At 65.0% G+C, this 21,916-nt stretch carries 27 protein-coding genes and 1 tRNA gene; 10 read left to right on the plus strand and 18 right to left on the minus strand.

The annotated features are described in order from the left end of the window. The 10 genes from VFZ97_17305 to prfA all read right to left on the minus strand — a co-directional run. The coding region (locus VFZ97_17305; GenBank protein HEX6395194.1) for a F0F1 ATP synthase subunit alpha at positions 1-830 on the minus strand (830 nt) is incomplete at its 3' end. A 21-nt stretch (positions 831-851) separates the two neighbouring features. Continuing rightward, positions 852-1,766, minus strand: a complete 915-nt coding sequence (locus VFZ97_17310; protein HEX6395195.1) for a F0F1 ATP synthase subunit delta — start codon at positions 1,764-1,766, stop codon at positions 852-854. Beyond that, positions 1,767-2,288 carry a F0F1 ATP synthase subunit B gene (atpF, locus tag VFZ97_17315; protein ID HEX6395196.1) on the minus strand — a complete coding sequence of 174 codons (522 nt, stop codon included), beginning with the start codon at positions 2,286-2,288 and terminating at the stop codon, positions 1,767-1,769. Between the two features lie 6 nt (positions 2,289-2,294). Continuing rightward, the gene (atpE, locus tag VFZ97_17320) at positions 2,295-2,555 is read right to left on the minus strand and encodes an ATP synthase F0 subunit C (GenBank protein HEX6395197.1); all 261 of its coding nucleotides are present in this window, start codon (positions 2,553-2,555) and stop codon (positions 2,295-2,297) included. Between the two features lie 61 nt (positions 2,556-2,616). Continuing rightward, positions 2,617-3,354: a F0F1 ATP synthase subunit A gene (atpB, locus tag VFZ97_17325; GenBank protein HEX6395198.1), complete on the minus strand. Its 738-nt coding sequence runs from the start codon at positions 3,352-3,354 to the stop codon at positions 2,617-2,619. 36 nt (positions 3,355-3,390) lie between these two features. Next, positions 3,391-3,825 carry a hypothetical protein gene (locus VFZ97_17330; GenBank protein ID HEX6395199.1) on the minus strand — a complete coding sequence of 145 codons (435 nt, stop codon included), beginning with the start codon at positions 3,823-3,825 and terminating at the stop codon, positions 3,391-3,393. An 85-nt stretch (positions 3,826-3,910) separates the two neighbouring features. After that, positions 3,911-4,087: a hypothetical protein gene (locus tag VFZ97_17335; GenBank protein HEX6395200.1), complete on the minus strand. Its 177-nt coding sequence runs from the start codon at positions 4,085-4,087 to the stop codon at positions 3,911-3,913. A gap of 234 nt (positions 4,088-4,321) precedes the next feature. Next, a complete protein-coding gene (locus tag VFZ97_17340; protein ID HEX6395201.1) occupies positions 4,322-4,945 on the minus strand; it encodes an L-threonylcarbamoyladenylate synthase in 624 nt (207 codons plus the stop codon). A 31-nt stretch (positions 4,946-4,976) separates the two neighbouring features. Then, positions 4,977-5,912, minus strand: a complete 936-nt coding sequence (gene prmC, locus VFZ97_17345) for a peptide chain release factor N(5)-glutamine methyltransferase (GenBank protein HEX6395202.1) — start codon at positions 5,910-5,912, stop codon at positions 4,977-4,979. Then, a complete protein-coding gene (gene prfA / locus VFZ97_17350) occupies positions 5,909-7,156 on the minus strand; it encodes a peptide chain release factor 1 (protein HEX6395203.1) in 1,248 nt (415 codons plus the stop codon). The genes prmC and prfA overlap by 4 nt, the downstream gene beginning before the upstream one ends. Positions 7,157-7,203: 47 nt before the next feature. Here prfA and VFZ97_17355 point away from each other — a divergent pair, with 47 nt between their 5' ends. Further along, the gene (locus tag VFZ97_17355; GenBank protein ID HEX6395204.1) at positions 7,204-8,061 is read left to right on the plus strand and encodes a class I SAM-dependent methyltransferase; all 858 of its coding nucleotides are present in this window, start codon (positions 7,204-7,206) and stop codon (positions 8,059-8,061) included. On the opposite strand, the gene VFZ97_17360 is transcribed toward VFZ97_17355, so the two are convergent. The 7 genes from VFZ97_17360 to VFZ97_17390 all read right to left on the minus strand — a co-directional run bounded on the left by VFZ97_17360 (position 8,015) and on the right by VFZ97_17390 (position 15,572). Beyond that, positions 8,015-8,944: a hypothetical protein gene (locus VFZ97_17360; protein ID HEX6395205.1), complete on the minus strand. Its 930-nt coding sequence runs from the start codon at positions 8,942-8,944 to the stop codon at positions 8,015-8,017. The genes VFZ97_17355 and VFZ97_17360 overlap by 47 nt on opposite strands. Positions 8,945-9,066: 122 nt before the next feature. Continuing rightward, positions 9,067-9,279, minus strand: a complete 213-nt coding sequence (gene rpmE, locus VFZ97_17365; GenBank protein ID HEX6395206.1) for a 50S ribosomal protein L31 — start codon at positions 9,277-9,279, stop codon at positions 9,067-9,069. A 41-nt stretch (positions 9,280-9,320) separates the two neighbouring features. Continuing rightward, positions 9,321-11,141, minus strand: coding sequence for a transcription termination factor Rho (gene rho, locus VFZ97_17370; GenBank protein HEX6395207.1), 1,821 nt, complete (start codon positions 11,139-11,141; stop codon positions 9,321-9,323). Between the two features lie 227 nt (positions 11,142-11,368). After that, entirely contained in the window at positions 11,369-12,412 is a 1,044-nt protein-coding gene (gene thrC / locus VFZ97_17375) for a threonine synthase (GenBank protein HEX6395208.1), read from the minus strand. A 5-nt stretch (positions 12,413-12,417) separates the two neighbouring features. Continuing rightward, positions 12,418-13,815 carry a homoserine dehydrogenase gene (locus VFZ97_17380; GenBank protein HEX6395209.1) on the minus strand — a complete coding sequence of 466 codons (1,398 nt, stop codon included), beginning with the start codon at positions 13,813-13,815 and terminating at the stop codon, positions 12,418-12,420. Between the two features lie 18 nt (positions 13,816-13,833). After that, positions 13,834-15,174: a diaminopimelate decarboxylase gene (lysA, locus tag VFZ97_17385; GenBank protein HEX6395210.1), complete on the minus strand. Its 1,341-nt coding sequence runs from the start codon at positions 15,172-15,174 to the stop codon at positions 13,834-13,836. Positions 15,175-15,176: 2 nt separating this feature from the next. Next, positions 15,177-15,572 carry a response regulator gene (locus tag VFZ97_17390; GenBank protein HEX6395211.1) on the minus strand — a complete coding sequence of 132 codons (396 nt, stop codon included), beginning with the start codon at positions 15,570-15,572 and terminating at the stop codon, positions 15,177-15,179. Positions 15,573-15,646: 74 nt separating this feature from the next. Here VFZ97_17390 and VFZ97_17395 point away from each other — a divergent pair. The 9 genes from VFZ97_17395 to VFZ97_17435 all read left to right on the plus strand — a co-directional run bounded on the left by VFZ97_17395 (position 15,647) and on the right by VFZ97_17435 (position 20,889). Next, a tRNA-Arg gene (locus VFZ97_17395) sits at positions 15,647-15,718 on the plus strand. A gap of 125 nt (positions 15,719-15,843) precedes the next feature. Then, complete coding sequence (locus VFZ97_17400; protein HEX6395212.1) at positions 15,844-16,665, plus strand: LuxR C-terminal-related transcriptional regulator; 822 nt, start codon at positions 15,844-15,846, stop codon at positions 16,663-16,665. Positions 16,666-16,850: 185 nt separating this feature from the next. After that, the gene (locus tag VFZ97_17405) at positions 16,851-17,204 is read left to right on the plus strand and encodes a LuxR C-terminal-related transcriptional regulator (GenBank protein HEX6395213.1); all 354 of its coding nucleotides are present in this window, start codon (positions 16,851-16,853) and stop codon (positions 17,202-17,204) included. A gap of 53 nt (positions 17,205-17,257) precedes the next feature. Next, positions 17,258-18,511, plus strand: coding sequence for a bifunctional diguanylate cyclase/phosphodiesterase (locus tag VFZ97_17410; GenBank protein ID HEX6395214.1), 1,254 nt, complete (start codon positions 17,258-17,260; stop codon positions 18,509-18,511). 159 nt (positions 18,512-18,670) lie between these two features. Next, complete coding sequence (locus tag VFZ97_17415) at positions 18,671-18,910, plus strand: hypothetical protein (GenBank protein ID HEX6395215.1); 240 nt, start codon at positions 18,671-18,673, stop codon at positions 18,908-18,910. A 16-nt stretch (positions 18,911-18,926) separates the two neighbouring features. Then, complete coding sequence (locus VFZ97_17420; protein ID HEX6395216.1) at positions 18,927-19,421, plus strand: hypothetical protein; 495 nt, start codon at positions 18,927-18,929, stop codon at positions 19,419-19,421. 227 nt (positions 19,422-19,648) lie between these two features. Then, positions 19,649-19,978 carry a hypothetical protein gene (locus tag VFZ97_17425; protein ID HEX6395217.1) on the plus strand — a complete coding sequence of 110 codons (330 nt, stop codon included), beginning with the start codon at positions 19,649-19,651 and terminating at the stop codon, positions 19,976-19,978. Between the two features lie 71 nt (positions 19,979-20,049). Then, positions 20,050-20,394: a hypothetical protein gene (locus tag VFZ97_17430; protein ID HEX6395218.1), complete on the plus strand. Its 345-nt coding sequence runs from the start codon at positions 20,050-20,052 to the stop codon at positions 20,392-20,394. Positions 20,395-20,472: 78 nt separating this feature from the next. Beyond that, the gene (locus tag VFZ97_17435) at positions 20,473-20,889 is read left to right on the plus strand and encodes an ATP-binding protein (GenBank protein HEX6395219.1); all 417 of its coding nucleotides are present in this window, start codon (positions 20,473-20,475) and stop codon (positions 20,887-20,889) included. Between the two features lie 9 nt (positions 20,890-20,898). On the opposite strand, the gene VFZ97_17440 is transcribed toward VFZ97_17435, so the two are convergent. Beyond that, the gene (locus tag VFZ97_17440) at positions 20,899-21,870 is read right to left on the minus strand and encodes an alpha/beta hydrolase (GenBank protein HEX6395220.1); all 972 of its coding nucleotides are present in this window, start codon (positions 21,868-21,870) and stop codon (positions 20,899-20,901) included. Between the last annotated feature and the right edge of the window lie 46 nt (positions 21,871-21,916).

The raw sequence follows: 21,916 nt of genomic DNA on the forward strand, positions 1-21,916 counted from the left end.
GAAAGCTGCCGGTACGCCTCGGCTTGCTTCGACAGGTCGTCATAGACGATAAGGGCGTGCTCGCCGTTGTCCATCCAGTGCTGGCCGATCGCGCACCCGGCGTAGGGGGCGAGGTACTTGAACACGGCCTCGTCGGCGGCGGGCGCGTTCACGACCACCGTGTAGTCCATCGCGCCGTGCTCCTCGAGCGTGGCGACGGTCTGCGCGACGGTGGAGCCCTTCTGGCCGATCGCGACGTAGATGCACTTCACGCCCTGGCCCTTCTGGGCGAGGATCGTGTCGATCGCGACGGTGGTCTTGCCGGTCTTGCGGTCTCCGATGATTAGCTCGCGCTGGCCCCTGCCAATCGGGGTCATGGCGTCGATCGCCTTGATGCCGGTCTGTAGCGGCTCCTTCACCGGTTGGCGGTCGATCACTCCAGGGGCCTGAACCTCCAGGCGGCGGGTGAACTCTGTCGCGATAGGACCAAGACCGTCGAGCGGTTCCGCTAGCGGGTTGATGACTCGACCGAGCATCGCGTCGCCGACGGGAATAGAGAGAATCCGACCAGTTGCGCGTACCGTCTGGCCTTCCTCGAGATCGTCGACCTCGCCGAGAACTACTGCGCCGATCGAATCCTCATCGAGGTTAAGGGCAAGCCCGAGCTCCCCGCCCTCGAACTCGAGAAGCTCGTTCACCGCCGCGTTCGGCAGCCCGGATACCCGTGCGATCCCGTCGTAGACCTCGAGGATCCGGCCCACCTGCTCCGTCGACACGCCGGCGGTAAATCCTTCGACGTTGCGACGGAGTGCGGCGCTGATTTCGGCGGGATCGATTGCGAGTTCAGCCATCAGCTGTCTCCTGTGTTGCCATCAGCTGTCTCCTGTATTGACGGTGGCCTCGGGGGTTAGGAGGCGCTCTTTCAAGATCTCGAGGCGATGCCGTGCGCTGCCATCAACGACGGTGTCGCCAATGGTCGCGACGAACCCGGCCAGTACCGACGGGTCGATCGTCACCCTTATGTCGACGCCGCGGCCGACCACCCGGGACAATGCGTCGGCCAGCTGCTGACGTTGTGATTCGTCTAGGTCGACCGCGGCGCGGACCTCCGCGAGCCGGCGGTTGCTCTCGGCGGCGACCCGGTCGACGAGAAAGCCGAGAAGCGCCTGGTAGTCGCGGGGCCTGCCGACCTGAGTCGCGTAGGCCGCCAAGTGAAGCGTAATCGGTTCCGTCTTCGTACGAAGGAGGTCCTCGACCAGGGACCGGCGGCGCTCGGCAGGTACATCACGGTCGGTGAGCGCCACGGTGAGTTCTGTCGAGCCGTCGACGACGCGCATGAACCGGAACAGCTCGTCGGCGACTCGCGTCAGCTCCGCGTCGCCTCGAAGCTGGCCGAGTACCGCAGTGGCGTATCCGTCGAGACGCTCTTCCGCGGCGTGATGTCCGAGAACGGGCTCCGATACGGGACGCGCGCCTCTTGCGGCGGCCTCCACGCGAGCAACCAGCCAAGTGAGGTTGGAGAGAAATTCGCCGGCGCGGTCCGCGTCCACCGCGAAGTTGACCAGCTCCAACGAGCGATCACTGACCCTGCTTTGAAACAGCTCCGTCACCACGGCGCGCCGGGCCGAGGCGGTCACCCCGGCGTCGGCAAGAACGCGACGCAGATCCTCGGAAGCGTCGACTACCTGCTTGATCGCAGATAGTTCGGTCGCGATTGACGCGAGGCTCGATGTATCGCCGGCAAGCTCGATGACCCCGTCGGTGTAGCCGCGGATGCTTTGCCGCACCTAGCCGGTCACCCCAGCACTGGCACTCGAGTCGACCTCTGCAATTGTTCTGTCGATCAGGGCCTTCTGCGCCGAGGTGTCGAGACCCTCGCCGATGACCTTCTCCACGACGGTCACCGCTAGATCGGCGGCGCTCCGCCGGAGTTCCTCGGTGGCGCGCCTCGTCTGGGCATCGATGTCTTCTCGCGCCCGCGCAAGGATTCGCTCGTACTCCTCCTCGGCCTGCTGGCGTCGATCCGCTCGCACTCGCTCGCCCAGCTTGCTCGCCTCGTCAACAACAGAGCGCGCCTCTGAGCGTGCCTCGGCGATCACCCGCTTGTACTCCTCTTCGGCCTCGGCGGCGCGGCGCTTCGCCTCTTCCGCGTCGGCCAGAGCCTGGCGGATCGTCGCTTGGCGTTCCTCCATCGGCTTGGTGATGTACGGGAGGATGTATCTGCCGATCACGAACACGACGATCAGGAACGCAATCAGCTCGACGATGAACGTCGCGTTCGGTACTAGGAAGTTGGACGAGCCGACCATCGACGATTAGCCCTTGGCGAGTACGAAAACGAACAGCGCGGCGAAAGCCAAGTTGATGAAGTACATGCCTTCGACCAGACCGACGATCAGGAACATCGTCGTGTAGAGACGACCCTGGACCTCAGGCTGGCGTGCGATGCCGGCGATGGTCTGGCTACCGGCGAGACCGTCACCTACTGCCGCGCCGATCGCGCCGCCGCCGAGAGCGAGGCCTCCTCCAGTGAAGGCACCGGCCAGCTCGATGGCCTTCTGCGTGGTTGCTGCCATTTTGTTGGGCTTCTCCTATCTGGGCCTCGGCGACCCATTTGATTGGTCAAGGGTGGTCACTTCAGTGCCCACCCTCTTCGACGGCAAACTGGTAATAGAGGATCGTCAGCAGGGCGAAGATGAACGCCTGGATGACGCCGATGAACATGTCGAAGAGCTTCCAGATCGGCGTGAAGATGATGCTGAAGAAATAGAACTTCGGGATGAAACTGATCAGCAACGCGATCATGATCCCGCCGGAGAAAAGGTTCCCGAAGAGCCGCAGCGCCAGGGTCAGAGGTTTGGTGATCTCCTCCACGATGTGGATCGGGAACATCCACCTCGGGGCGCGGAAGAAGTTCGTGATGTAGCCCCAGAGACCTTTCTTCCTGATCGAAGCCGCAGTGAACAGAACGAAGACCGTGATCCCCATCGCGTAAGTCAGGTTCACATCGGCTGTCGGAGAGGGCGCGTAGTCCGTGTTGTGGAACAAGCCTGGGAGGATCTCGATCCAGTCTGCGATCAGGATCAGCAGGAAGATGGTCACGCCGAGAGGAACGACGTTGCGGTAACGGGGGCCCAGGCTGCTTTCCACCTGGTCCTGCACCGTGCCAACTACCGTCTCCCATACCAACTGGAGCCGACCGGGGACCTCCGCAGTCGCGTTGCGGCGGAGGTAGAAGCCCATGCCCAGCACGATCGCCGCCGCAGCAACGGTCGTCCAGATGGTGTCGAGGTTGAAGCTGAGACCGCCGATCTTTCGGGTGATGTGATCCCCGACCGGGATGTTTACGGCGAGGATGCCGGACAGATCCCTCATGCGGGACCTCCGCCGCGCCGATCACCGGAAAGCTCGTCACTCATCCGCGCCCTCCGGCACCGCCAAGGAGCCGATCTCGCGCCGTTGATAGCGCGCCAGCGAGACCAGGGCGTTGAGGAGCATCATGAACTGGAAGACCGCCAGACCGGCCACGACCCCCCATCCCATCGGCCTTGCGACGATCAACAGACCGATGGCCACCGCGGTGCACGCACCGAGCCGCAGCGCGACGCTCCCGGCGAACGGCTTGCGGCTGAGCATTCCCTCGGGGGTGGTGAAGCGCATGGCCGACGACTGGAACACGCGGTGGTTGGCGATGGCCAGGGCGATGCCGAGAGCCAGCCCGGGGGCCACCAACGGCTGACCGAGCAGGATGGCAAGCGCCGCGCCGGCTATGCCGGCGCCGATGGTCGAGTAAGCCGTCCTTCGGACGATCCGGTCGACTTCGGTAAGGGGAAAGGCGGTGAGCACAGGCTTGAAGGTTAGGTGGGTGATGGGAGTTTTCGTTGGTCCTGGGTCTGTATTTTCGGTCGGGAAAAAATGTAGTCGCGGACGACTAGAAGTATCTCTTAAACTCCGACCTGGTCGCCAATACGCCGACTAGGACACCGGCGACGAGGCCGATCATCAGGAAGAGCGGCAAGGTGCCAGCAGCCTTGTCGGCGAACCAACCGCCGACGAGCCCGGCTCCGACGCACAAGGCGTTCATCAGCCCGAGGCCGGCGAATGCCATGATCCCTGGTCGCTCTTTGTCCATGATTGCCCTGCCGGGAAACTACATGGTTGCCGCTGGCGAAACCTGAAGCCGCTCTCCGGCAGGCGAACAAGCCCCCTGCTACTGGGCGGGACATCAGCACGTGCTGCATCGTCCCATGCCAGGCTTTATAGGGGCAAGTTGACGCGATTTCGCTCTGAGCGTCTCTTTCGGTGTCTTCCAGCGGTTGGCCGCTCAGAGGCGGTGGCGTCGCTACGCGGTGGCGACGGCGAGGATCTGCTCCCAGGGAATCGCGCCCTCCCGCAGAAGTCGCGGGCTCTCACCGGTCGCGTCGACAACGGTCGACGCAGGGCCGTCGCACTTCCCGCCGTCGACGACGATCGCCATGCCGCTCAAGGACTCGGCCAGCTCCGCCGCGGTCGTCAGCGGGGATGCCCCGTGACGGTTGGCGCTGGTCGTGGCCACGGGGCCGATCTCCCGGCATACGGCCAGCGGAACCGGGTGGGCGGGGCAACGAACCCCGATCGTGGCGTCCTCGTCGCCGAGGTCTGCCGTGACGTCGGGGCGGCGCGGCATCACCAGGGTGAGGGCTCCCGGCCAGAACGCCTTCATGAGCCTCAACGCCGCGTCGGGAAGGCCCGTCACCAGGCTCAGCGCCTGTTCGGCATCTGAGACGAGCACCGGCAGCTCGATGCTCCTCGGTCGGCGCTTGACCCGGAACAGCCTGTCGGCGGCGCCCGAATGCCAGGGATCGGCGGCCAGTCCGTAGACAGTGTCGGTCGGCAGCCCGACGATGTCCCCGTCGCGTAGCGCCTCGACCGCCGCCGCGATGGCATCTCGAGGAGGGGGGTCTCCTAGCGCCGGAATGATGCGCACCGGTGAGATCACTGGTCCACTACCCCGGCCCTCATCTTGGGCTCATCCTCGCAACCAGCGCCCGGTCGCGGCCGGCGAGATCCTGGACGATATGTGCGTGCTCGAATCCGAGCCCGCGCGCTGATTCGATCGCACGTTCACATTGATGAGGAGCGATCTCGATCACGGCGGATCCCCGAGGGCTCAGCCAGCCGGCAGCACCTGCGAGTATCGACTCGATCCCTTCCAGACCGGTCGGCCCCGACGCGAGTGCTGTGGTCGGCTCCCAATCGCGGATGACCGGGTCGAGCAGTCCCATCTCGGCGGTGGACACGTACGGCGGGTTCGAGATCACCAGATCGACCCGACCTCTCAGCTCCTCCGGCAACGCGGACCACCACTCTCCATGAGCAAATCGAACGCGCGTTGCCCTGAGGCCCCCTAGCCCAGCCAGGTTCGCCGAGGCGACGTCGAGGGCTTCGCGCGACTGATCTGTCGCCCATACCTCTACTCCGTGCCGCTCCGCCGCGATCGACAGCGCGATAGCGCCCGAACCGGTCCCGAGGTCGACCGCCAACAGGGAGCGTTTCGGGTCGCTGGCTCGGGTCAGATCGAGCTCGACGAGACCCGCCTCGACCACTTGCTCCGTTTCGGGCCTCGGAATCAACACCCTTCGGTCCACCATCAGGTCCAGGGTCCGGAAACTCCAGTGCCCCAATACGTACTGGAGGGGCTCCCCCGCCGCGCGCCGCTCGAGCATCGAGGTGAAGCGCGCCCTTGCCGCGTCCGCAACACTCGGCCCTTCTCTGGACAGCTCCGGCCAGGAGAAGCCCGAGGCCTCCTCGACCAGCCAGCGCGCCTCGACATCGTTGGCCAGTCGCCGGCGCGCCTCCTCGTAGAGGACCCGCCACGTCTCCCGGGGCGGCTCGCTCAGCGGCGTCGTAGGGGTCCGGCCCGCCGGTGCGATCGGGCTCGGAACGCTGGTCATCCTGCGGCGAACGCGGGGTCTTCGCCCGCCCCGGCGAGCTGTGCGGCCCTCTCGTCCGCCATGAGCGCGTCGACGATCTCGTCGAGCTCGCCCATCATGATCTTGTCGAGCTTGTACAAGGTCAGGCCGATGCGGTGATCGGTGACCCGGTTCTCCTTGTAGTTGTAGGTGCGGATCTTCTCGGACCGGCCGCCCCCTCCGATCTGGCTGCGTCTGGCGCTGGACAGCTCGGCGGACTGCCGGTCCTGCTCGGCCTTGAGCAAACGGGCTCGCAGCACCTGCATCGCCTTCGCCCGGTTCTGGATCTGGCTCTTCTCGTCCTGCATCGCCACCACGATCCCGGTCGGAAGGTGGGTGATCCGCACGGCCGAGTCGGTGGTGTTCACCGACTGGCCCCCTGGCCCGGTCGAGCGGTAGACGTCGATCTTCAGGTCCTTCTCTTCGATCTGCACGTCGACTTCCTCTGCCTCGGGCAACACGGTGACCGTCGCCGAAGACGTGTGTACCCGGCCTTGCGACTCGGTCACCGGGACACGCTGCACCCGATGCGGGCCCCCTTCGTATTTCAGATGCGACCAGGCCGTGTCGCCCTTGACCACGAACGTCACCTGATTGAACCCACCCATGTCCGACGGGTCGGTCGAGAGGACCTCCAGTCCGAGCCCTTTCCGCTCGGCGTACCGCGTGTACATCTCGTAGAGATCCCGGGCGAACAGGTTGGCCTCCTCGCCACCCTCGGCCCCCCTGATCTCCACGATCACGTTCTTGCCGTCGTTCGGGTCCTTCGGAAGCAGCAACAACTTGAGCCGCTCCTCCAGGTCCGCGATCCGAGACTCGGACTCGGCGATCTCCGCCCGCAGCATGTCGCGGTCAGCCCCGTCGGCTTCGGCGAGCATCTCCCTCGCCGCGTCGAGATCGCCGGCCGCGGAGCGATAGTCCCTGAGCGCCTCCACGATCGGTTCCAGCTCCTTGTGCCGCCTCGAGACGTCCCTCAGCCGGCGCTGGTCCGAGATGACGGCCGGATCCGAGAGCTGCGCGAGCACGACTTCGTACTCACGTTCCAGGTTCTCGAGACGATCCAGCACGATCCACCAGCGTACCGGTGGGTCGCGCGGCGCCCGTCGTAGGACACCTTGGGATAGGAGGCCATGGAACCGGCCGGAGGTCACGCCGGCCTGACGCAGCTGCGCCCTGCTGATGACACCGCCCTGGCCCGAGGCAACGGTTACCCACTGTTGATGCATTTCATGATATTACAGCCGGACCACCTCCTCCGCATACACTCACCGCAGTGGCCTCGGACAACGCCCAAGACGCCGAGAAGGGGATGGATCTCAACCGCCGGATGTGGGACGAACGGGTGCCAATCCACGTCCGCTCCGAGTTCTACGACGTCGACGGCTTCAAGGCCGGCCGACCAAAACTGGAGCCGTTCGAGATCGAAGAGCTCGGGCCGCTCGGAGGTTTACGGCTGGCGCATCTGCAATGCCACTTCGGTCTCGACACCCTCGATCTGGCGAGGCTCCACCCGACGCTCACCGCTGTGGGGCTCGACTTCTCTCAGCCCGCGATCGAAACCGCCCGCGGCCTCGCCGCCGAGCTCGATCTCGCCGACCGAGCCACGTTCGTCCAGGCCAACGTGTACGACGCGCCCGAGGTTCTCGGCGCCGGCGAGTTCGACGTCATCTACACCGGTAAAGGCGCGCTCAACTGGCTTCCCTACATAGACCGTTGGGCTGCGATCTGCGCCAGGCTCCTGAAGCCGGGTGGATGGCTCTACGTGTGCGAGTACCACCCGGTCGCATGGGTCTTCGACGACAAGGAACCGGTAGTCAAGTACGACTACTTTTCGGTCGCTCCGTTTGTCGACGACAGCCCAGGTACCTACGCGGACAGGAACGCCGCCACCGAACACAACACTTGCTACGAATGGCAGCACCCGATCTCGCAAGTGATCAACGAAGTGCTCAACGCCGGGTTCGACTTGAGGTTCGTAAACGAATGGGACTGGTGCCACTCGGATCTCGGCGGATGGTTGATCAGGGGAAAGGACGGGCGCTACCGGTGGCCGCCCCCCGGGCGGCTGCCCCTGATGTACTCGCTCAAGGCACGCCGTCGGGCAGAGCCTCCCAATCCCGCGGAACGGTGACGACTTCCGCGGGCCGGGCAAGGGCCGCGGCCAGCCGTCGGTTGACCGGCGCATCGTCTCCGTGGGGCACAGCGAGGATCAGACGACCGGCCGGGCGATAGAGGACCCTGCAGTCTGCAGCCGTCGGTACCAGGTCGAGGTCGATCCCGACCGAGCACACAACTACGACGGGGTCCCCGCCGGCCAGAACACCGACGCAGGGAGCCGCACCGGCCTCGGGCAGGTCGAACCACGGCATGGGGGGAGCTACGACCGTCAAAACATCGGCCCCGACGAGCGAGGGGCGGGCACAGACCACTGCCCGCAACCACCGCGATCGGGCGAGCGTGTTGGCAGGGTGTCGTGTGACGCCGGGCCGGCGCCGGGCGCGAACTGCTGCGGCGGCTTCGTCAAGCGCCGCACCGATGTCTTCGCCCGGCCGCATTTCCAGCCGGGCGTTGCGGTCGTGCCTGCCGACCCCAACCACCAGGTCTCCGCCGATCACCCGGGCCACCTCTAGCCCGAGCACCTCACCCCGGAGCACCCCGTGCTCGAATACCGGTTCGATTCCGTGCGCCGCCAGGAGCCCGACGTATTCCGCGTCGCCGCTGTCGCCGGCGACCTCGGAAATGTCGGGCACCCCCGCCGGCGCCGACCGCTCGATCTCACGCCCGGACAACGTCCACACCCCCGGCGGAGAGGCCATCTCCTCCGCACGCCGGGCGATCACGCCTGCAGCGCCGGGCACGGCCTCCTCTACGAGCACATCCAGAGACGCCGCGCCCCGGCTGTCCGCCAACGCCAGCGCCGGTCCGAATCGTGCCACCTCGCCGTCATCGATGAGCACCCACATCGCGCAACGCTCGCCCGGCGAGACCAGCGCGGCGCCCCCTACGAACGCCACGTGTTCACCGAGACGAGCGGTGTCTTTGTCCCAGTGCTGACCGACGAGAGCGCGAAGCTTCGCCGCCCGCAGCTGGCTCAGCTGATCAGCCGCGCCGGCGGTCCCGCCGGCACCCGGAGAAGCTACGACTTCTTGCCCCTCCGGCCGTAACGGCGTTCGAAGCGCTCGACCCGGCCACCGGTATCGACCAGCTTCTGCTTGCCGGTGTAGAACGGGTGGCACTCGTTGCAGAGCTCGGTGTGAAGCTCGCCCTTGGTCGAGCGGGTCGTGAAAGTGTTGCCGCACGAGCAGGTCACCTTGGCGGTCACGTACTCGGGATGGGTTTCGGTCTTCATGAAGACTCCTTCCTAAATCTTCTAAATCTCATGTAACCGGCTCACATCGCCGGTGTCGGGTTCTTCGCCACCTCGGCGAGGAACTCGTCATTGGTCTTGGTGGCCTTGAGCCGGTCCAACAGCAACTCGAGCCCGGCGGCGCTGCTGCCTTCGCTCCCAAGCGCGTTGAGAACACGGCGCAGCTTCCACACCTGCTGGAGCTGCACCCGGTCGAACAGCAACTCCTCGTGACGTGTGGACGAACCGTTCACGTCGATCGCCGGATAGATGCGCCTCTCGGCAAGCCTCCGGTCCAGCCGCAACTCCATGTTTCCTGTTCCCTTGAACTCCTCGAAGATCACCTCGTCCATTCGGCTCCCGGTCTCGACCAGCGCGGTAGCCAGGATCGTCAACGATCCGCCCTCCTCGATATTCCGCGCTGCCCCGAAGAACTTCTTCGGCGGGTACAGGGCGCCGGTGTCGATGCCACCCGACATGATCCGGCCGGTCGCGGGCTGGGCGAGGTTGTAGGCACGCGCTAGGCGGGTGATCCCGTCCAGGACGATGACGACGTCGCGCCCGACCTCGACCATCCGCTTGGCCCGCTCGATGGCGAGCTCAACGACCTGGGTGTGCTCCTCGGCAGGACGGTCGAACGTCGACGCGATGACCTCGCCCTTGACCGACCGCCGCATGTCCGTGACTTCTTCGGGCCGCTCGTCGACGAGGAGCACCATCAGGTGAACGTCGGGATTGTTGGCCTCGATCGAGTGGGCGATCTGCTTGAGGATCGTGGTCTTCCCAGCCTTCGGTGGGGAGACGATCATGCCGCGCTGGCCTTTGCCGATCGGCGATATCAGATCGACGATCCGGGCGGTCACGTTCGCGGGGTCGCCGGGAATCTCGAGGCGCAGCTTCTGATCGGGAAAGAGCGGGGTGAGGTTTTCGAAGCGAGGCCGCTCCCTGGCTTCGTCCGGCGTCAGGCCCGAAACCTTGTCGATCCGGAGCAGCGCCGGATACTTCTCGTTCCCGCCGGCGGGACGGGCGGCGCCTTCGAGGTAGTCACCCTTGCGCAAAGCGAAGCGCCGCACCTGGCTGATCGACACATAAACATCTCCCGGCCCGGACAGAAAGCCGTCCGTCCGGAGAAACCCGTAACCCTCGTCACGGGTGTCGAGGTAGCCGCTCACCGGGATCGGTTCCCCGCTGAACTGCGACTCGGCGTTCTGGCCGGGAAGATCACGCTCCCCTCTGTCGAAACGGTCTCGCCCGCGCCGCCGGCGGTTTCGCCGGTTGCCGGGTTCCGCGTCGAATTGGCGTTGGCCGGGTCCATGGCTCGGGCCGTCCTGGGTTGTCCGGCCGCCCGCCCCGCGCTCGGTGACCGTGTTTTGTGCATCCCCGTGGTCCTGCCCGGCGCCACCGCCGTTCGAAGCGTTGGAAACGTTCGCAGCGGCCGGACCGTCGAGAGCCCCGTTTACCGGCGCGACACCGACCGATTCAGCACCCGATCGACTCCGATCGCGACCTTCCACGTCTGCGCCGGCCTCGATCGCTCGTGATTGCCGGGGCGGCCGGGACGGCCCAACTTCCCCCTCCTCGCCCGACGGCACCCCGGAGTCGGGCACCGGCTGCTGGCCCGTCTCTTGGTTGCCCGCCTGGTCGGAAGCCGCCTCGGTCGACGTTTTGCGAGCGCGCGTCCGCCGCGGCTTGGCGCCTTCGCCGGCGGCGTCGGCCTCAACACCGGTCGCGCGCAGTATTTGGTTGACCAGGTCCGACTTCTTCGCGCGCGCCGTCGGCTTGGTTCCAAGGGCGTCGGCGATGGCGAAGAGCTCCTCGCGCTCCTTGGCCTCGAGGACCGAGCGCTCGAGCTGCGTTCCGCTCATATGTGAAACCTCGTTTGTGGTCTTCTTAGGGTTCGAAAGGGAAAAAGGAGAGGATGTCGGCCACCGGCTCGCTGGATACCACGGCGTCGGTGTGTCAATCGGCTGGTGCACGCCGCGAGTTCAGGCCTGAAAGGGGCGCACCATCGCCCGGCAGGCACTCCGGCGCGGACGACGACCGGTCCATGGTAGTTAGCCGGAGGCCCTAGCGGCAACCACCAAGCCGGCGATCAGAGACCCAGTTCGGCCCGCACCGCACCAATCTCTGGATCGACCGGAGTCGGAACCGCGATCTGCCCGATAGCAATGTCGGGATCCTTCAGCCCGTGGCCGGTCAGGACGCAGACAACCGTCGACCCCGACGGAACCTCCGACTTCAACAGACCGGCCACCGACGCAGCCGACGCCGGTTCACAGAACACCGACTCCTCCTGCGCCAGCAACCTGTACGCCTCGAGGATCTCGTCGTCGGTCACCGCCGCAATCGACCCCCCCGACTCGGTAGCCGCAGCCGTGGCCCCGTACCACGAGGCGGGCTTGCCGATCCGGATTGCTGTGGCGACAGTCTCGGGCTCCTCGATCGGGTGCCCCGCGACCAGCGGTGCGGCACCCGCGGCCTGAAACCCGAGCATTCGAGGCAGCTTGGATAGCCGTCCCGCGTCCTGGTACTCGCGGTATCCCTTCCAGTACGCGGTGATGTTCCCCGCGTTGCCGACGGGGATGCAATGGAAGTCGGGCGCGTCGCCGAGGACGTCGACGATCTCGAAGGCTCCTGTTTTCTGGCCTTCGATCCGGTACGGGTTGATCGAGTTCACAACGGTCACCGGTGCGGTGTCGCCGAGCTGGCGGACAATCTCGAGGGCGGCGTCGAAGTTGGCTCGAATCTGGAGAACTCGGGCTCCGTGGATCAGAGCCTGGGCCAGCTTGCCAAGGGCTATGTATCCCTCCGGGATGAGGACAGCGCACGTCATGCCCGCGCGCGATGCGTATGCCGCCGCGGATGCCGACGTGTTGCCGGTCGAACCGCAAACGACGGCCTTGGCGCCTTCCTCGAGCGCCTTCGATATGGCGACGGTCATTCCGCGGTCCTTGAATGATCCGGTCGGATTCGCCCCTTCAACCTTCAGGAACACCGTCGCCCCCACCCTCTCCGAGATGCGAGGCGCCGGCAGAAGAGGGGTGCCCCCTTCTTGGAGTGTCACCACCGGAGTCGACGCGCCCACCGGCAGGAACTGGCGGTATTCCTCTATAACGCCTTTCCAGCCGGACGCCACTCGAGTCACGATCCAATGACGCGCAGGAGTCCGCCGATGCTGTCGACTACGTCCAGGTGGCGCAGGTCGTGCAGACACGCCTGGACGTCCCGCTCGTATGCAGGGTGGGTGACGAACACCAGCCGGGCGACCGGCTCGCCTCCCGCAACGGCAGAAGGTCCGGCCATGGTTGCCGGCGACGATGGTTCGGCGGTCGATCCGGGCCTGGGAGCCTCGTCGATCGCGGCGATGGCTGGAAGCGCTTCCTGCTCCATCAACCTGATCGATACCTGATGTCGCCCCAGCACCCCGGACACCGCGTGCAGAACCCCGGGCCTGTCGAGCACCTGGAGGGTCAGGTAGTAAGGAGAACGAAGATCATCGATGGGGCAGATCTCGACTTTCCTCAGCGCGACGCTACGGCCCGCCCCGCCGGTGGTGAGGTTGTGCGCAGCGTCGAGCAGGTCGCCGAGCACCGCGCTGGCGGTAGGCATCCCTCCCGCTCCGCGTCCGAGCAGCATGAGCTGGCCGACCGCGTCGCCTTCGACGAACACTGCGTTGTACGAGTCCCTGACCGCGGCCAGAGGGTGGGTAGTCGGGATCATCGCCGGGTGGACCCTTACCGCGACGGATTCAGTGACGGATTCGGCGGCGTCGTTGTGTTCGACCACAGCGAGGAGCTTCACCGCGAAGCCCAACTGTTTGGCCGTGGATATATCCGCCGTGGTGATTGCGCTAATGCCCTCTCGGTAAACGTCGCCGGCAACGACGCGCGCTCCGAACGCAACGTTGGCGAGGATCGCAGCCTTGGCCGCGGCGTCGTATCCCTCGACGTCGGCGGTCGGGTCCCTTTCGGCGTACCCGAGGCTCTGGGCTTCGGCGAGGGCGTCGTGATAGCTGGTTCCGGACTCGCTCATCTTGGTGAGGATGAAGTTCGTCGTTCCGTTGACGATGCCCATGACCCGTCGGATCCGTTCGCCTGCGAGCGACTCCCGGAGCGGCCGGATCAGAGGAATGCCACCGGCAACCGCAGCCTCGAACAGAAGGTCCACGCCCGCGGTCGAGGCCGCCTCGAACAGTTCAGCCCCGCAGTTGGCCAGGAGCTCCTTGTTGGCCGTTACCACTGGCTTCCCAGCCTTGAGAGCGGCCAGGATCAGGGTTCTCGCCGGTTCGATTCCCCCGATTACCTCGACGACAACGTCGACATCGGGATCGAAAACAACTGACTGGGCATCCGCCGTCAACAGACCGGCCGGCACCGGCGCGTCACGCTCTCGCGATTGGCTGCGAACCGCTACACCAGCAAGAGAGACCTGCAAACCGGTACGCGCCGCGATGCGCTCAGAGTCGTCGACCAGAAGGCGGACGAGCGCGCCTCCGACGTTGCCGCATCCGAGCAGCCCGACCTTGAGCGGTGTTGCCATCTCTTCGACAGTAGTTCGCTAGACGTCGAAGGCCACGAGGTCGTCGTACGTCTCGCGCCTGACGACCATCCTGGCTTCGCCGTCTCGGACGAAGACGACAGGCGGGCGGGGAACCTTGTTGTAGGTCGAGGCCATCGAGTGGCCGTACGCTCCGGTTACCGGGGTGGCCAGCACGTCGCCGACGGACAGATCCTCCGGGACCTGCGCATCGCGGACGATCACGTCGCCGGACTCGCAATGTTTCCCGACCACGGTGACGACCCGTGGTCGCGCTGCGGTGACGGCACGAGGCAGGAAGGCTTCGTAGCCGCTTCCGTAGAGAACGGGCCTGGGGTTGTCGCTCATCCCGCCGTCGACGCTCACGTAGGTCCGGATGCCGGGGACCCTCTTGATCGTGCCGACCGTGTAACAGGTCACAGCAGCTGCGGCCACGATCGCCCTCCCCGGTTCGGCGGTCACTCGCACCTCGGGTGGTATCCCCGCCGAAAGGGCGGCTCGCTTCACGGCGTCAGCCCAGCCAGTGATGCTCGGGGCTGCCTCGCCGACGACGTACGGAACGCCAAGCCCTCCACCGAGGCAGAGCTCCGAGAGACCGAGAGGGACAAAGAAGTCCGCCAGCGCGGACACCTCCCTCTCGAAGGATTCGAGCGAGAAGATCTGAGATCCGATGTGGGCGTGGAGGCCAACGAGTTCAACTGGAAAGCCGGGCTTGCGAAGCCTCGCCACCGCCCCGGCCGCGTCGCCTGATGAAAGCCCGAAGCCGAACTTCGAATCCTCTTGCCCGGTCATGACGAACTCGTGGGTGTGAGCCTCGATCCCGGGGGTTACGCGGACGAGCGCCCTGGGCCGCTTTCCGAGATCGCCGGCGATCCGCTCCAGCCGGTCGATTTCGTCGAACGAGTCGACAACGATCCGTCCGACTCCGGCGCGAACGGCAGTGCCAATTTCTGTCTCCGACTTGTTGTTGCCATGAAGAACAAGACGCTCGGCAGGGACTCCCGCATTCAACCCCACGTGCATTTCGCCTCCGGTGGACACGTCGATGCACATGCCCTCCTCGTAAGCGAGGCTCGCCATCGCCCGGCACAGAAACGCCTTCGATGCGTAGGCGACGCCGTCGCCCCACGCCGCGACTGCCTCATTGCACCTCCTTCGGAGGTGGTCCTCGTCGTACAAGAACACCGGGGTCCCGAACTCTCGGGCAAGTTCCACAACTGAGACCCCGCCGATCGAAAGGGCACCGGTGCCGTCGACAGACGCTCCATCCGGAAGGAGCGCGAGCGGGACCGGCGCGTCGGCCGGTGGGCCGTGGGGGTGTTCGATCCCCGGCGCGGCCTCAGTCTCGGGATCGGGGAGCAACGTCAGTCGGCTGGCCGGTCGGCGGCGGAGGATCGCGCGACGAGGCCGCCGACGCGTTCTAGCAACTCCAGGGGCTCGAACGGCTTGGTGACGTACTCATCCGCGACCTGCAGCCCGGCCTGGATATCCGCGGCCTGGGCCTTGGCGGACAGCAAAACGATGGGAATAGATGCCGTGTCGCGATCCTGGCGCAAGCGCCGAGCAACCTCGATCCCGTCGATGCCGGGCATCATCACGTCGAGGACGATCGCGTCCGGCCGGTTCGCCTTCGCCTGGGCCAGACCCGCTTCGCCGCCGAGCGCGGTCAGCACGTCATAGCCCTCGATCTCGAAGTTGACCTGCAGCAGGTTGATTATGACTGGATCGTCGTCGACTACCAGGACGGTGCCCTTCGGCATCCTCTCATGGTAGGACAGCCCCGCCCGAGGGCTATGCTCGTCCCTCCCGGCGCGGATTCCCGCTCGCCGCCAGCGCCCTCGTAGCTCAGGGGATAGAGCACCGGCCTCCGGAGCCGGGTGCGCAGGTTCGAATCCTGCCGAGGGCACCCGGGAGCACCGGGCTCTGACACTTCCGGGGTGCCAGGGAGCACAGCCGGTAAGAACCGGTTTGGATCTACCTTGGCAACGTTCGATTGACGTTTTAGAGGGAAACTGTCAGAGAGGAGGCTCGGTGAGCACCCCGCGTGACGCTCTGGCCTCCTTGATCGGCGGTGCCGAGCCATCCAGCCAGGTGAGGCGATCGATTTCTGAATCCTGGCGGCGCTCTGCAGACGCCGGCCTCGTTCCCCGCCAGTTCGACGTGCCCTACGAAGATGGCGCTGAAGAAGACAGCCAACTCCAAAGAGCAGCCCGGCCGGTGCTCGAACGTGTGGCAGACGACCTGGCAACGGCGAAAGTCAGCGTCTTGATGACCGACGCCAAGGGCCACGTCAGGGATCGGTACGTGTCGGACCGTTCGTTGCGCGACCGTCTCGACCGGATCTACTTGGCCCCTGGCTTCGTGTACGCCGAGGATCAAATCGGCACGAACGCCATCGGCACGGCTCTCGCTGAAGGGGCGACATCGGTCGTGGATGGTGAGGAGCACTTTGCGGAAGCCCTCGTCGGGATGGCATGCGCTGCGGCGCCGATACGCGAGCCGTCGAGCGGGCAGGTGCTCGGGGTCGTCGACTTGACGTCGTTCGCTGAGGACGCCAGCGAACTGATGCTCCCGCTGGCAAGGCAAGCGGCGCGCCAACTCGAGTCGAGGTTGGCGGACGCGATGCCGGCGATCGAGAGACGATGGGCCGAGCTAACCAGCACCGAGCGAAACATCGCCGACTTCGTCGCCCAAGGTTTCACAAATCGCCAGACAGCGGATCAACTGTTCATGTCCCGGTTCACAGTCGACTTCCACTTGAGAGCCATCTTCAGAAAGCTCGGGATCAACTCTCGTGTGGACTTGGCAAGGCTCGTCGGCGAGCGACGAATGAAAACTGTTCGACGAAACTGAAGCTACGCGGCCGCGTAGCCAAAGTCGCCTTCTGAACGAGGCGCGTAGGCGAAATGACCATGTACCCGCGCGGTGACTAGACGATGTGTCTTTTTACGCGGGCGCGGGAAGCATCGACCGGTGACGTAGGTGATAATGCCCCACTCAAACCGAGGACTTGACCGGTCTAGCGGTGGAGTGAGGTATTGGCCGAAGTCGAGGAGAAAACTAGCCCGACGCCCAGCAGTCTTGAAGATCTTGTGGCGCGCATCGACCGCCTCGAGGTGGACGTGGCCCGCATCGCGGCCGAGGTTGAGAGAAGAGGCGCCGAGATCAGTGAAGTTCGCCGGCTGGCGGACATGGCCCATCTGACCCCACGCCAGAGCGAGGTGCTGATTCGGATATTGAGCGGCCAGCGAGTGGGGAGGATAGCGGCCGATCTCTACGTGAGCCGCTCGACCGTACGGAATCACCTTTCCGGGATATATCAAAAGCTCGGTGTTGGTTCTCAGTCTGAGCTGATCGAGTTCGTTCGGTCGAAGGCGTCCTGGAAGTCTTAGGGAGAAGATCACTGGATCCCGACGAGGTCATCTCTCATTCGGACCGATCAGCGGTGGCAAGTGCACTCGTCACCGCGCTTACTGTCAACGACGGCGGGCCGCGGGTGGCTGTGGTTCAAATCGATGTCGGCGGCCTAGATGAACTCAGCGAAGTACTCGGCGAACGTGGCACACGCGAGGTGTTACGGGCGATTGCCGTTCGGATCGTCAGGAGCATCCCCAACTCCGCGGGTCTGTTCCGCGTAGCTCACGCCCGTTTCGTGTTGTTGCTCCACAACGTTCGGGATACCCGAGAGGCGATGACCATAGCCGCCGACATCGGCGCACGGTTCTCACTTCCGATCAAGTTTGGAAGCCGTGAATATGTCATGCGCGTCGCCATCGGTGTTGCCGCCTCCGGGCAGGACGGGACGGTGGAGTTTCCCGAAGACGTGATGCGAAACGCTGAATTGGCTACGGCGGAAGCAAGGGGTGGAGCATCCGGGAGGGTTGCGGCGTTTCAGGAGCGAATGCTTCGTGACGCCGCCCGACGAGAGCAACTCGGCAAAGACCTGGATTCCGCCGTCGCTCGCGGGGAGTTGGTCCTGCACTACCAGCCGATCGTGGATCTCCATCAGCAGCGGATCGTCGGGGCCGAAGCGCTGGCTCGCTGGCAGCATCCTCTTCATGGATTGATCCCGCCGGACGAGTTCATCCCGATTGCTGAGCGCACGGGCCAGATTGCTGGGATCGGGCGATGGGTCCTGGGCGAAGCTGTGACTCAAGTCGCCAAGTGGGGTTGGGGATCGGACGCACCGACGCCGCGCTCGATTTCGGTCAACGTTTCCGGCCAGCAGCTCACGAATCCGGGATTCGTCGATTTCATCGCGTCGCTCCTGACTCGTTCCGCTCTGGTGCCGTTTACTCTCGTGCTCGAGATCACCGAGACGGTTCTGATGGAAGACGGAACTCGGGTGCTCGAGCACCTTCACGCTCTGCGCGACCTCGGGGTGAGGATCGCCCTGGATGATTTTGGAACCGGCTACTCGTCCATGTCACGTCTCGCCACTTTCCCTGTGGACGTGCTCAAAATCGACGGGAGCTTCGTGACGCAGTCCGCGCGTGGTGACCGTACTGCGAGAGCGCTCATGCGGAGCATGGCCTCGTTGTGCTCCGAGCTCGAGATAATTGCGGTAGCAGAGCGGATTGAATCCGAACCGGAACTCGAAGTCGCCACGGAAACCGGATGCCGTTTCGGACAGGGATTCCTGCTCGGTCGTCCGCTTCCGGCTGGACAGTTTGCGCAAGCGCACGCGTTTCGCGCCTGACTATCAGAGAATGCCGGTCCACCTGGGAATATGGCAGCTCGGCAAACCGCTGAACCGTTAGATACGTATTGCAGGACGTGACAAGTGAACGTTCACGGCTCCGAGTTCGGTCTCGGCTAGCGTCCCGCTTCGGAAAAGAACCACTAGGGAGTTCGCTCGATGAAACGATTCCGTCCGCTGCTCGCAACGCTCGTGCTGGCAGTCGGCGTGGCGTTCGCCGGATGCGGCAGCTCGGGTGCGACGAACACGCCTTCTGGTCCGACGACACCCAACGCCACGGTTTCGCCGGGGTCGACTCCTGGGTCGACCACGCCTTGCACCATTCCGCAGCACAACGGCGGGGACCACGACTCGGACAACAACGGTGGGCCGAGCGACGGCGATGGATGCGACACGTGACCAGACGTGTAGAACCGTGACTACCGGTGTCACTTTGAGAGGCAAGCACGACGCAGCCGGATTCGTGGGCCGACTCGTCGACGCCCTCCTCGGTCGAGGGTTTGGCGGGGCAACGCCCAAGTGGGTGAAGTGGCTCGGGACGGCCGCCGTCCTGTCCGGAGCTGCCTTGATCATCACCACAGCAGCCATACATCTGCATCTTTGGCTGTCGGGCTACAGGCATGTTCACCGGCTCGGTCCGCTCTTCTTGGCCCAAGCCATCACCGGCTTCCTGCTCGGTCCGATCCTCGCCCTCGGCAGGCAAACGGCCCTAGTGGTCGTCGGCGCAGGTTTCATGGCGGCGAGCGCCGTCGGACTGCTGCTCAGCGCGACCGTCGGATTCGTGGGAATCCACGACGGTCTGGATGTGCCGTGGGCGACGCCGTCGCTCTCCGTCGAGCTCGCCGGATTCTTGTTGCTGTCGGCTTCCAGCGCGATCGCGCTGGTCCCGACCCTGCGGAGCGCTGACTGACGTCGCTCCGGCTCGCAGCGACGATTTGTTCGGTTGCAATTTCATCTGCTGCTGCTTCATCTGCTGCTGCCGGGTGCGGAGGCAGAATCGGCGGAGCCGGGCGGTCGGCAGGGGTCACCGATGTATCAGGCCTTCCGGTCGACCGTCCCGTGACCCGTTCGGAGCTCATGCGCCTGCCGGAGGCTGCGCTTCGATTTCCACATTCGAAGCTAGAGAAGATCGTAGGCATGGACCAGAGTCCGACCCACCCCGGTGAGGAGCCCAATCCGGCCTTCACCGGGGCGATCCTGACCGCATCGACCACGCCGGCAGCGCTTTACAGCTGGTACGAATCGGCTCTCGACCGACTCGGTTTCGCTCCCACCCTGGATTTTCGGCCGGGTGATCAAACATCGGGTCACGCGTGGCAACTGCACCACCGCTTACAGGTTCAGGTCGGGGTGTTCGACCCCAAGCTTCTTCGCGATGATGCTCGCATCAGCATCACGCTTCCCCCCGGGCAGCTTGCGTACGAAGCCGTCGTGGTCGGCTACCCACCAGGATTACCCAGGTACTGAATAAACAAAACCCCTCGGTTGGCAATGGCAAAGTGCCGGGTATAGCCGTGGTATGACCATCGGGAGCCGAGATGGGTAAGCGCGATGCCTCGGCGATGCGAGAAGTGGCGGCCTCCGCCGACGCCACCGCACGGGAGCAGCGGAGAGTCGCGTCTCTTGCCCGCCGGATAGCCGACCAGCGCGAACGCGACGTTCCGTGGGCGACGATCACCGAAAGGGGAACCGTGAGTTCGGTGATCGAGTTGCTCGGGCGGGGCGCCCAACGCCTCCGGTCCGGGTCGTCGAAGACACGCCGCTTGGCCGCGCGAGGGCTCTTGAACGAGGGGCTTACCACTCGGCAGGTCGGCCGCCGCTTTGGAGTAAGCCACCAGCGGATCTCGGCCCTCGTGTCAACAGATCGTGGGGACGACCGCTAAGGGGGATCAGGCTTGGGCCGGACGCTTCGCACCAACAGTGACCCCAAGTGGGTAGGGGCAAACCGGACGGGTCTAAAGATGTCGCTGTCGCTCGAGCTTCCTCGCGAGCGCGAGAGTGTCCCGCTGGCGCGGCACCTCGCATCTCGATCGCTTTTGGAGTTGGGCGTGTTGGACGAAATCGTCGACGACATGGAGATCGCCCTGTCGGAAGTCTGCACGAACGTGATCGATCACGCCGAGGTGGGGGACTCGTACGACGTCGAGATATTCGTCAAGGGTCACGATTGCGAGATTCGGGTGGTCGACAGCGGGTTAGGGTTCGACGCCATCGCGCTCGCGGACAGCGGTCCCGAGACCGACTTCGAACGCGGGCGTGGTCTGGCGATCGTGCGCGCGGTTATGGATCACGTTGACCTGCAATCACACACCGACCGCGGCACGCTTGTCACCCTCGAAAAGCACCTAGAGTTCAAGTTCGAAATCAGCGCCTGGTAGCCGTTGGAATTAGGAATGGATGGAGCCCAGAAACCGGGTGAGAAGCCGGTTGACATCGTCCGGCTTCTCCATCTGAACCAGATGCCCGGCGCCGGGCACCATGGCGACCTCGCGAAGATCGGGCACGCGCGATTTCATGGTCCCGATCGGATCCGAACCGCTGAAGCCCTCCATATCGCAGTCTCGCTCGCCGTACAGGAAGAACACCGGGACTTCAACGTTCGCGTCGTTGAACGGCTCGGTCAGCTCCCAGTTGAGGTCTAGCGCCCGGTACCAGTTCAAGCCGCCCGTGAAGCCGGTTCTGGTGAACTCCTCGGCGAAGACGTCGAACTCGTCCTGGGCCATCCAGCGCCAGGGAAGGGGAGGCCCCTTGGGGAGGACGTCCAAGTATCCGTTGCCGCTGGTCGGGTGGGACCAGATGTCAAGGTAGTGATAGTCGCCGCTCAACGCGTAGTAAATGCTGGAGAGGAAGTCTCGAGGCCGCTCGTTGAGTTCGGAGTCAGCCGGCCCCAGCTCTTGGAAGTAGTGCAGATGGAGGAAGTGTTTCTCTGCGATACGCGCCCATAGTTCGCTGGGCCGACGCTTGCCGCGCCCGACAAAGGGATTGTTGAAGACGACCGCGGCGCGCACCCGGTCGGGATGGCGAAGGCAGAGTTCCCAGACCAACGCTGCACCGAAATCCAGACCTACGAAGACCGCCTCGCCCTCGTCCATGTCGTCGAGAAGGCCGATCAGATCAAGGGCCGCCTTCTCGTTGGTGTAGGAGGCAACTCCCGTCGGGGCGTCGCTTCGTCCGTATCCTCGCATGTCGGGCGCAACGGCCCTGTATCCCAGCTGGGCGACCACCGGGAGCTGGTGGTGCCACACGTACCAGACGTGCGGGAAACCATGGCAGAACACGACGGGAGGACCTTCCCCTTGCTCCGCGACGTGAAGGGTGATGCCGTTCGTGCGAACCTGCCGGTGGGTTGGGCTTGGCACCCGCGAAACGGTACCAGGAGACACCGAGCGCCGGTTGGTGCAAGTC

The sequence above is a fragment of the Acidimicrobiales bacterium genome, from assembly GCA_036378675.1.
Taxonomy (GTDB): domain Bacteria; phylum Actinomycetota; class Acidimicrobiia; order Acidimicrobiales; family Palsa-688; genus DASUWA01.

Excerpts from the sequence above, each read along its gene's own strand:
- atpF (HEX6395196.1), bottom strand. The coding sequence starts at position 2,288 with ATGGTCGGCTCGTCCAACTTCCTAGTACCGAACGCGACGTTCATCGTC.
- atpE (HEX6395197.1), bottom strand. The coding sequence starts at position 2,555 with ATGGCAGCAACCACGCAGAAGGCCATCGAGCTGGCCGGTGCCTTCACT.
- atpB (HEX6395198.1), bottom strand. The coding sequence starts at position 3,354 with ATGAGGGATCTGTCCGGCATCCTCGCCGTAAACATCCCGGTCGGGGAT.
- VFZ97_17335 (HEX6395200.1), bottom strand. The coding sequence starts at position 4,087 with ATGGCATTCGCCGGCCTCGGGCTGATGAACGCCTTGTGCGTCGGAGCC.
- prmC (HEX6395202.1), bottom strand. The coding sequence starts at position 5,912 with ATGACCAGCGTTCCGAGCCCGATCGCACCGGCGGGCCGGACCCCTACG.
- prfA (HEX6395203.1), bottom strand. The coding sequence starts at position 7,156 with ATGCATCAACAGTGGGTAACCGTTGCCTCGGGCCAGGGCGGTGTCATC.
- rpmE (HEX6395206.1), bottom strand. The coding sequence starts at position 9,279 with ATGAAGACCGAAACCCATCCCGAGTACGTGACCGCCAAGGTGACCTGC.
- rho (HEX6395207.1), bottom strand. The coding sequence starts at position 11,141 with ATGAGCGGAACGCAGCTCGAGCGCTCGGTCCTCGAGGCCAAGGAGCGC.
- VFZ97_17380 (HEX6395209.1), bottom strand. The coding sequence starts at position 13,815 with ATGGCAACACCGCTCAAGGTCGGGCTGCTCGGATGCGGCAACGTCGGA.
- VFZ97_17390 (HEX6395211.1), bottom strand. The coding sequence starts at position 15,572 with ATGCCGAAGGGCACCGTCCTGGTAGTCGACGACGATCCAGTCATAATC.
- VFZ97_17415 (HEX6395215.1), top strand. The coding sequence starts at position 18,671 with ATGAAACGATTCCGTCCGCTGCTCGCAACGCTCGTGCTGGCAGTCGGC.
- VFZ97_17425 (HEX6395217.1), top strand. The coding sequence starts at position 19,649 with ATGGACCAGAGTCCGACCCACCCCGGTGAGGAGCCCAATCCGGCCTTC.
- VFZ97_17430 (HEX6395218.1), top strand. The coding sequence starts at position 20,050 with ATGGGTAAGCGCGATGCCTCGGCGATGCGAGAAGTGGCGGCCTCCGCC.
- VFZ97_17435 (HEX6395219.1), top strand. The coding sequence starts at position 20,473 with ATGTCGCTGTCGCTCGAGCTTCCTCGCGAGCGCGAGAGTGTCCCGCTG.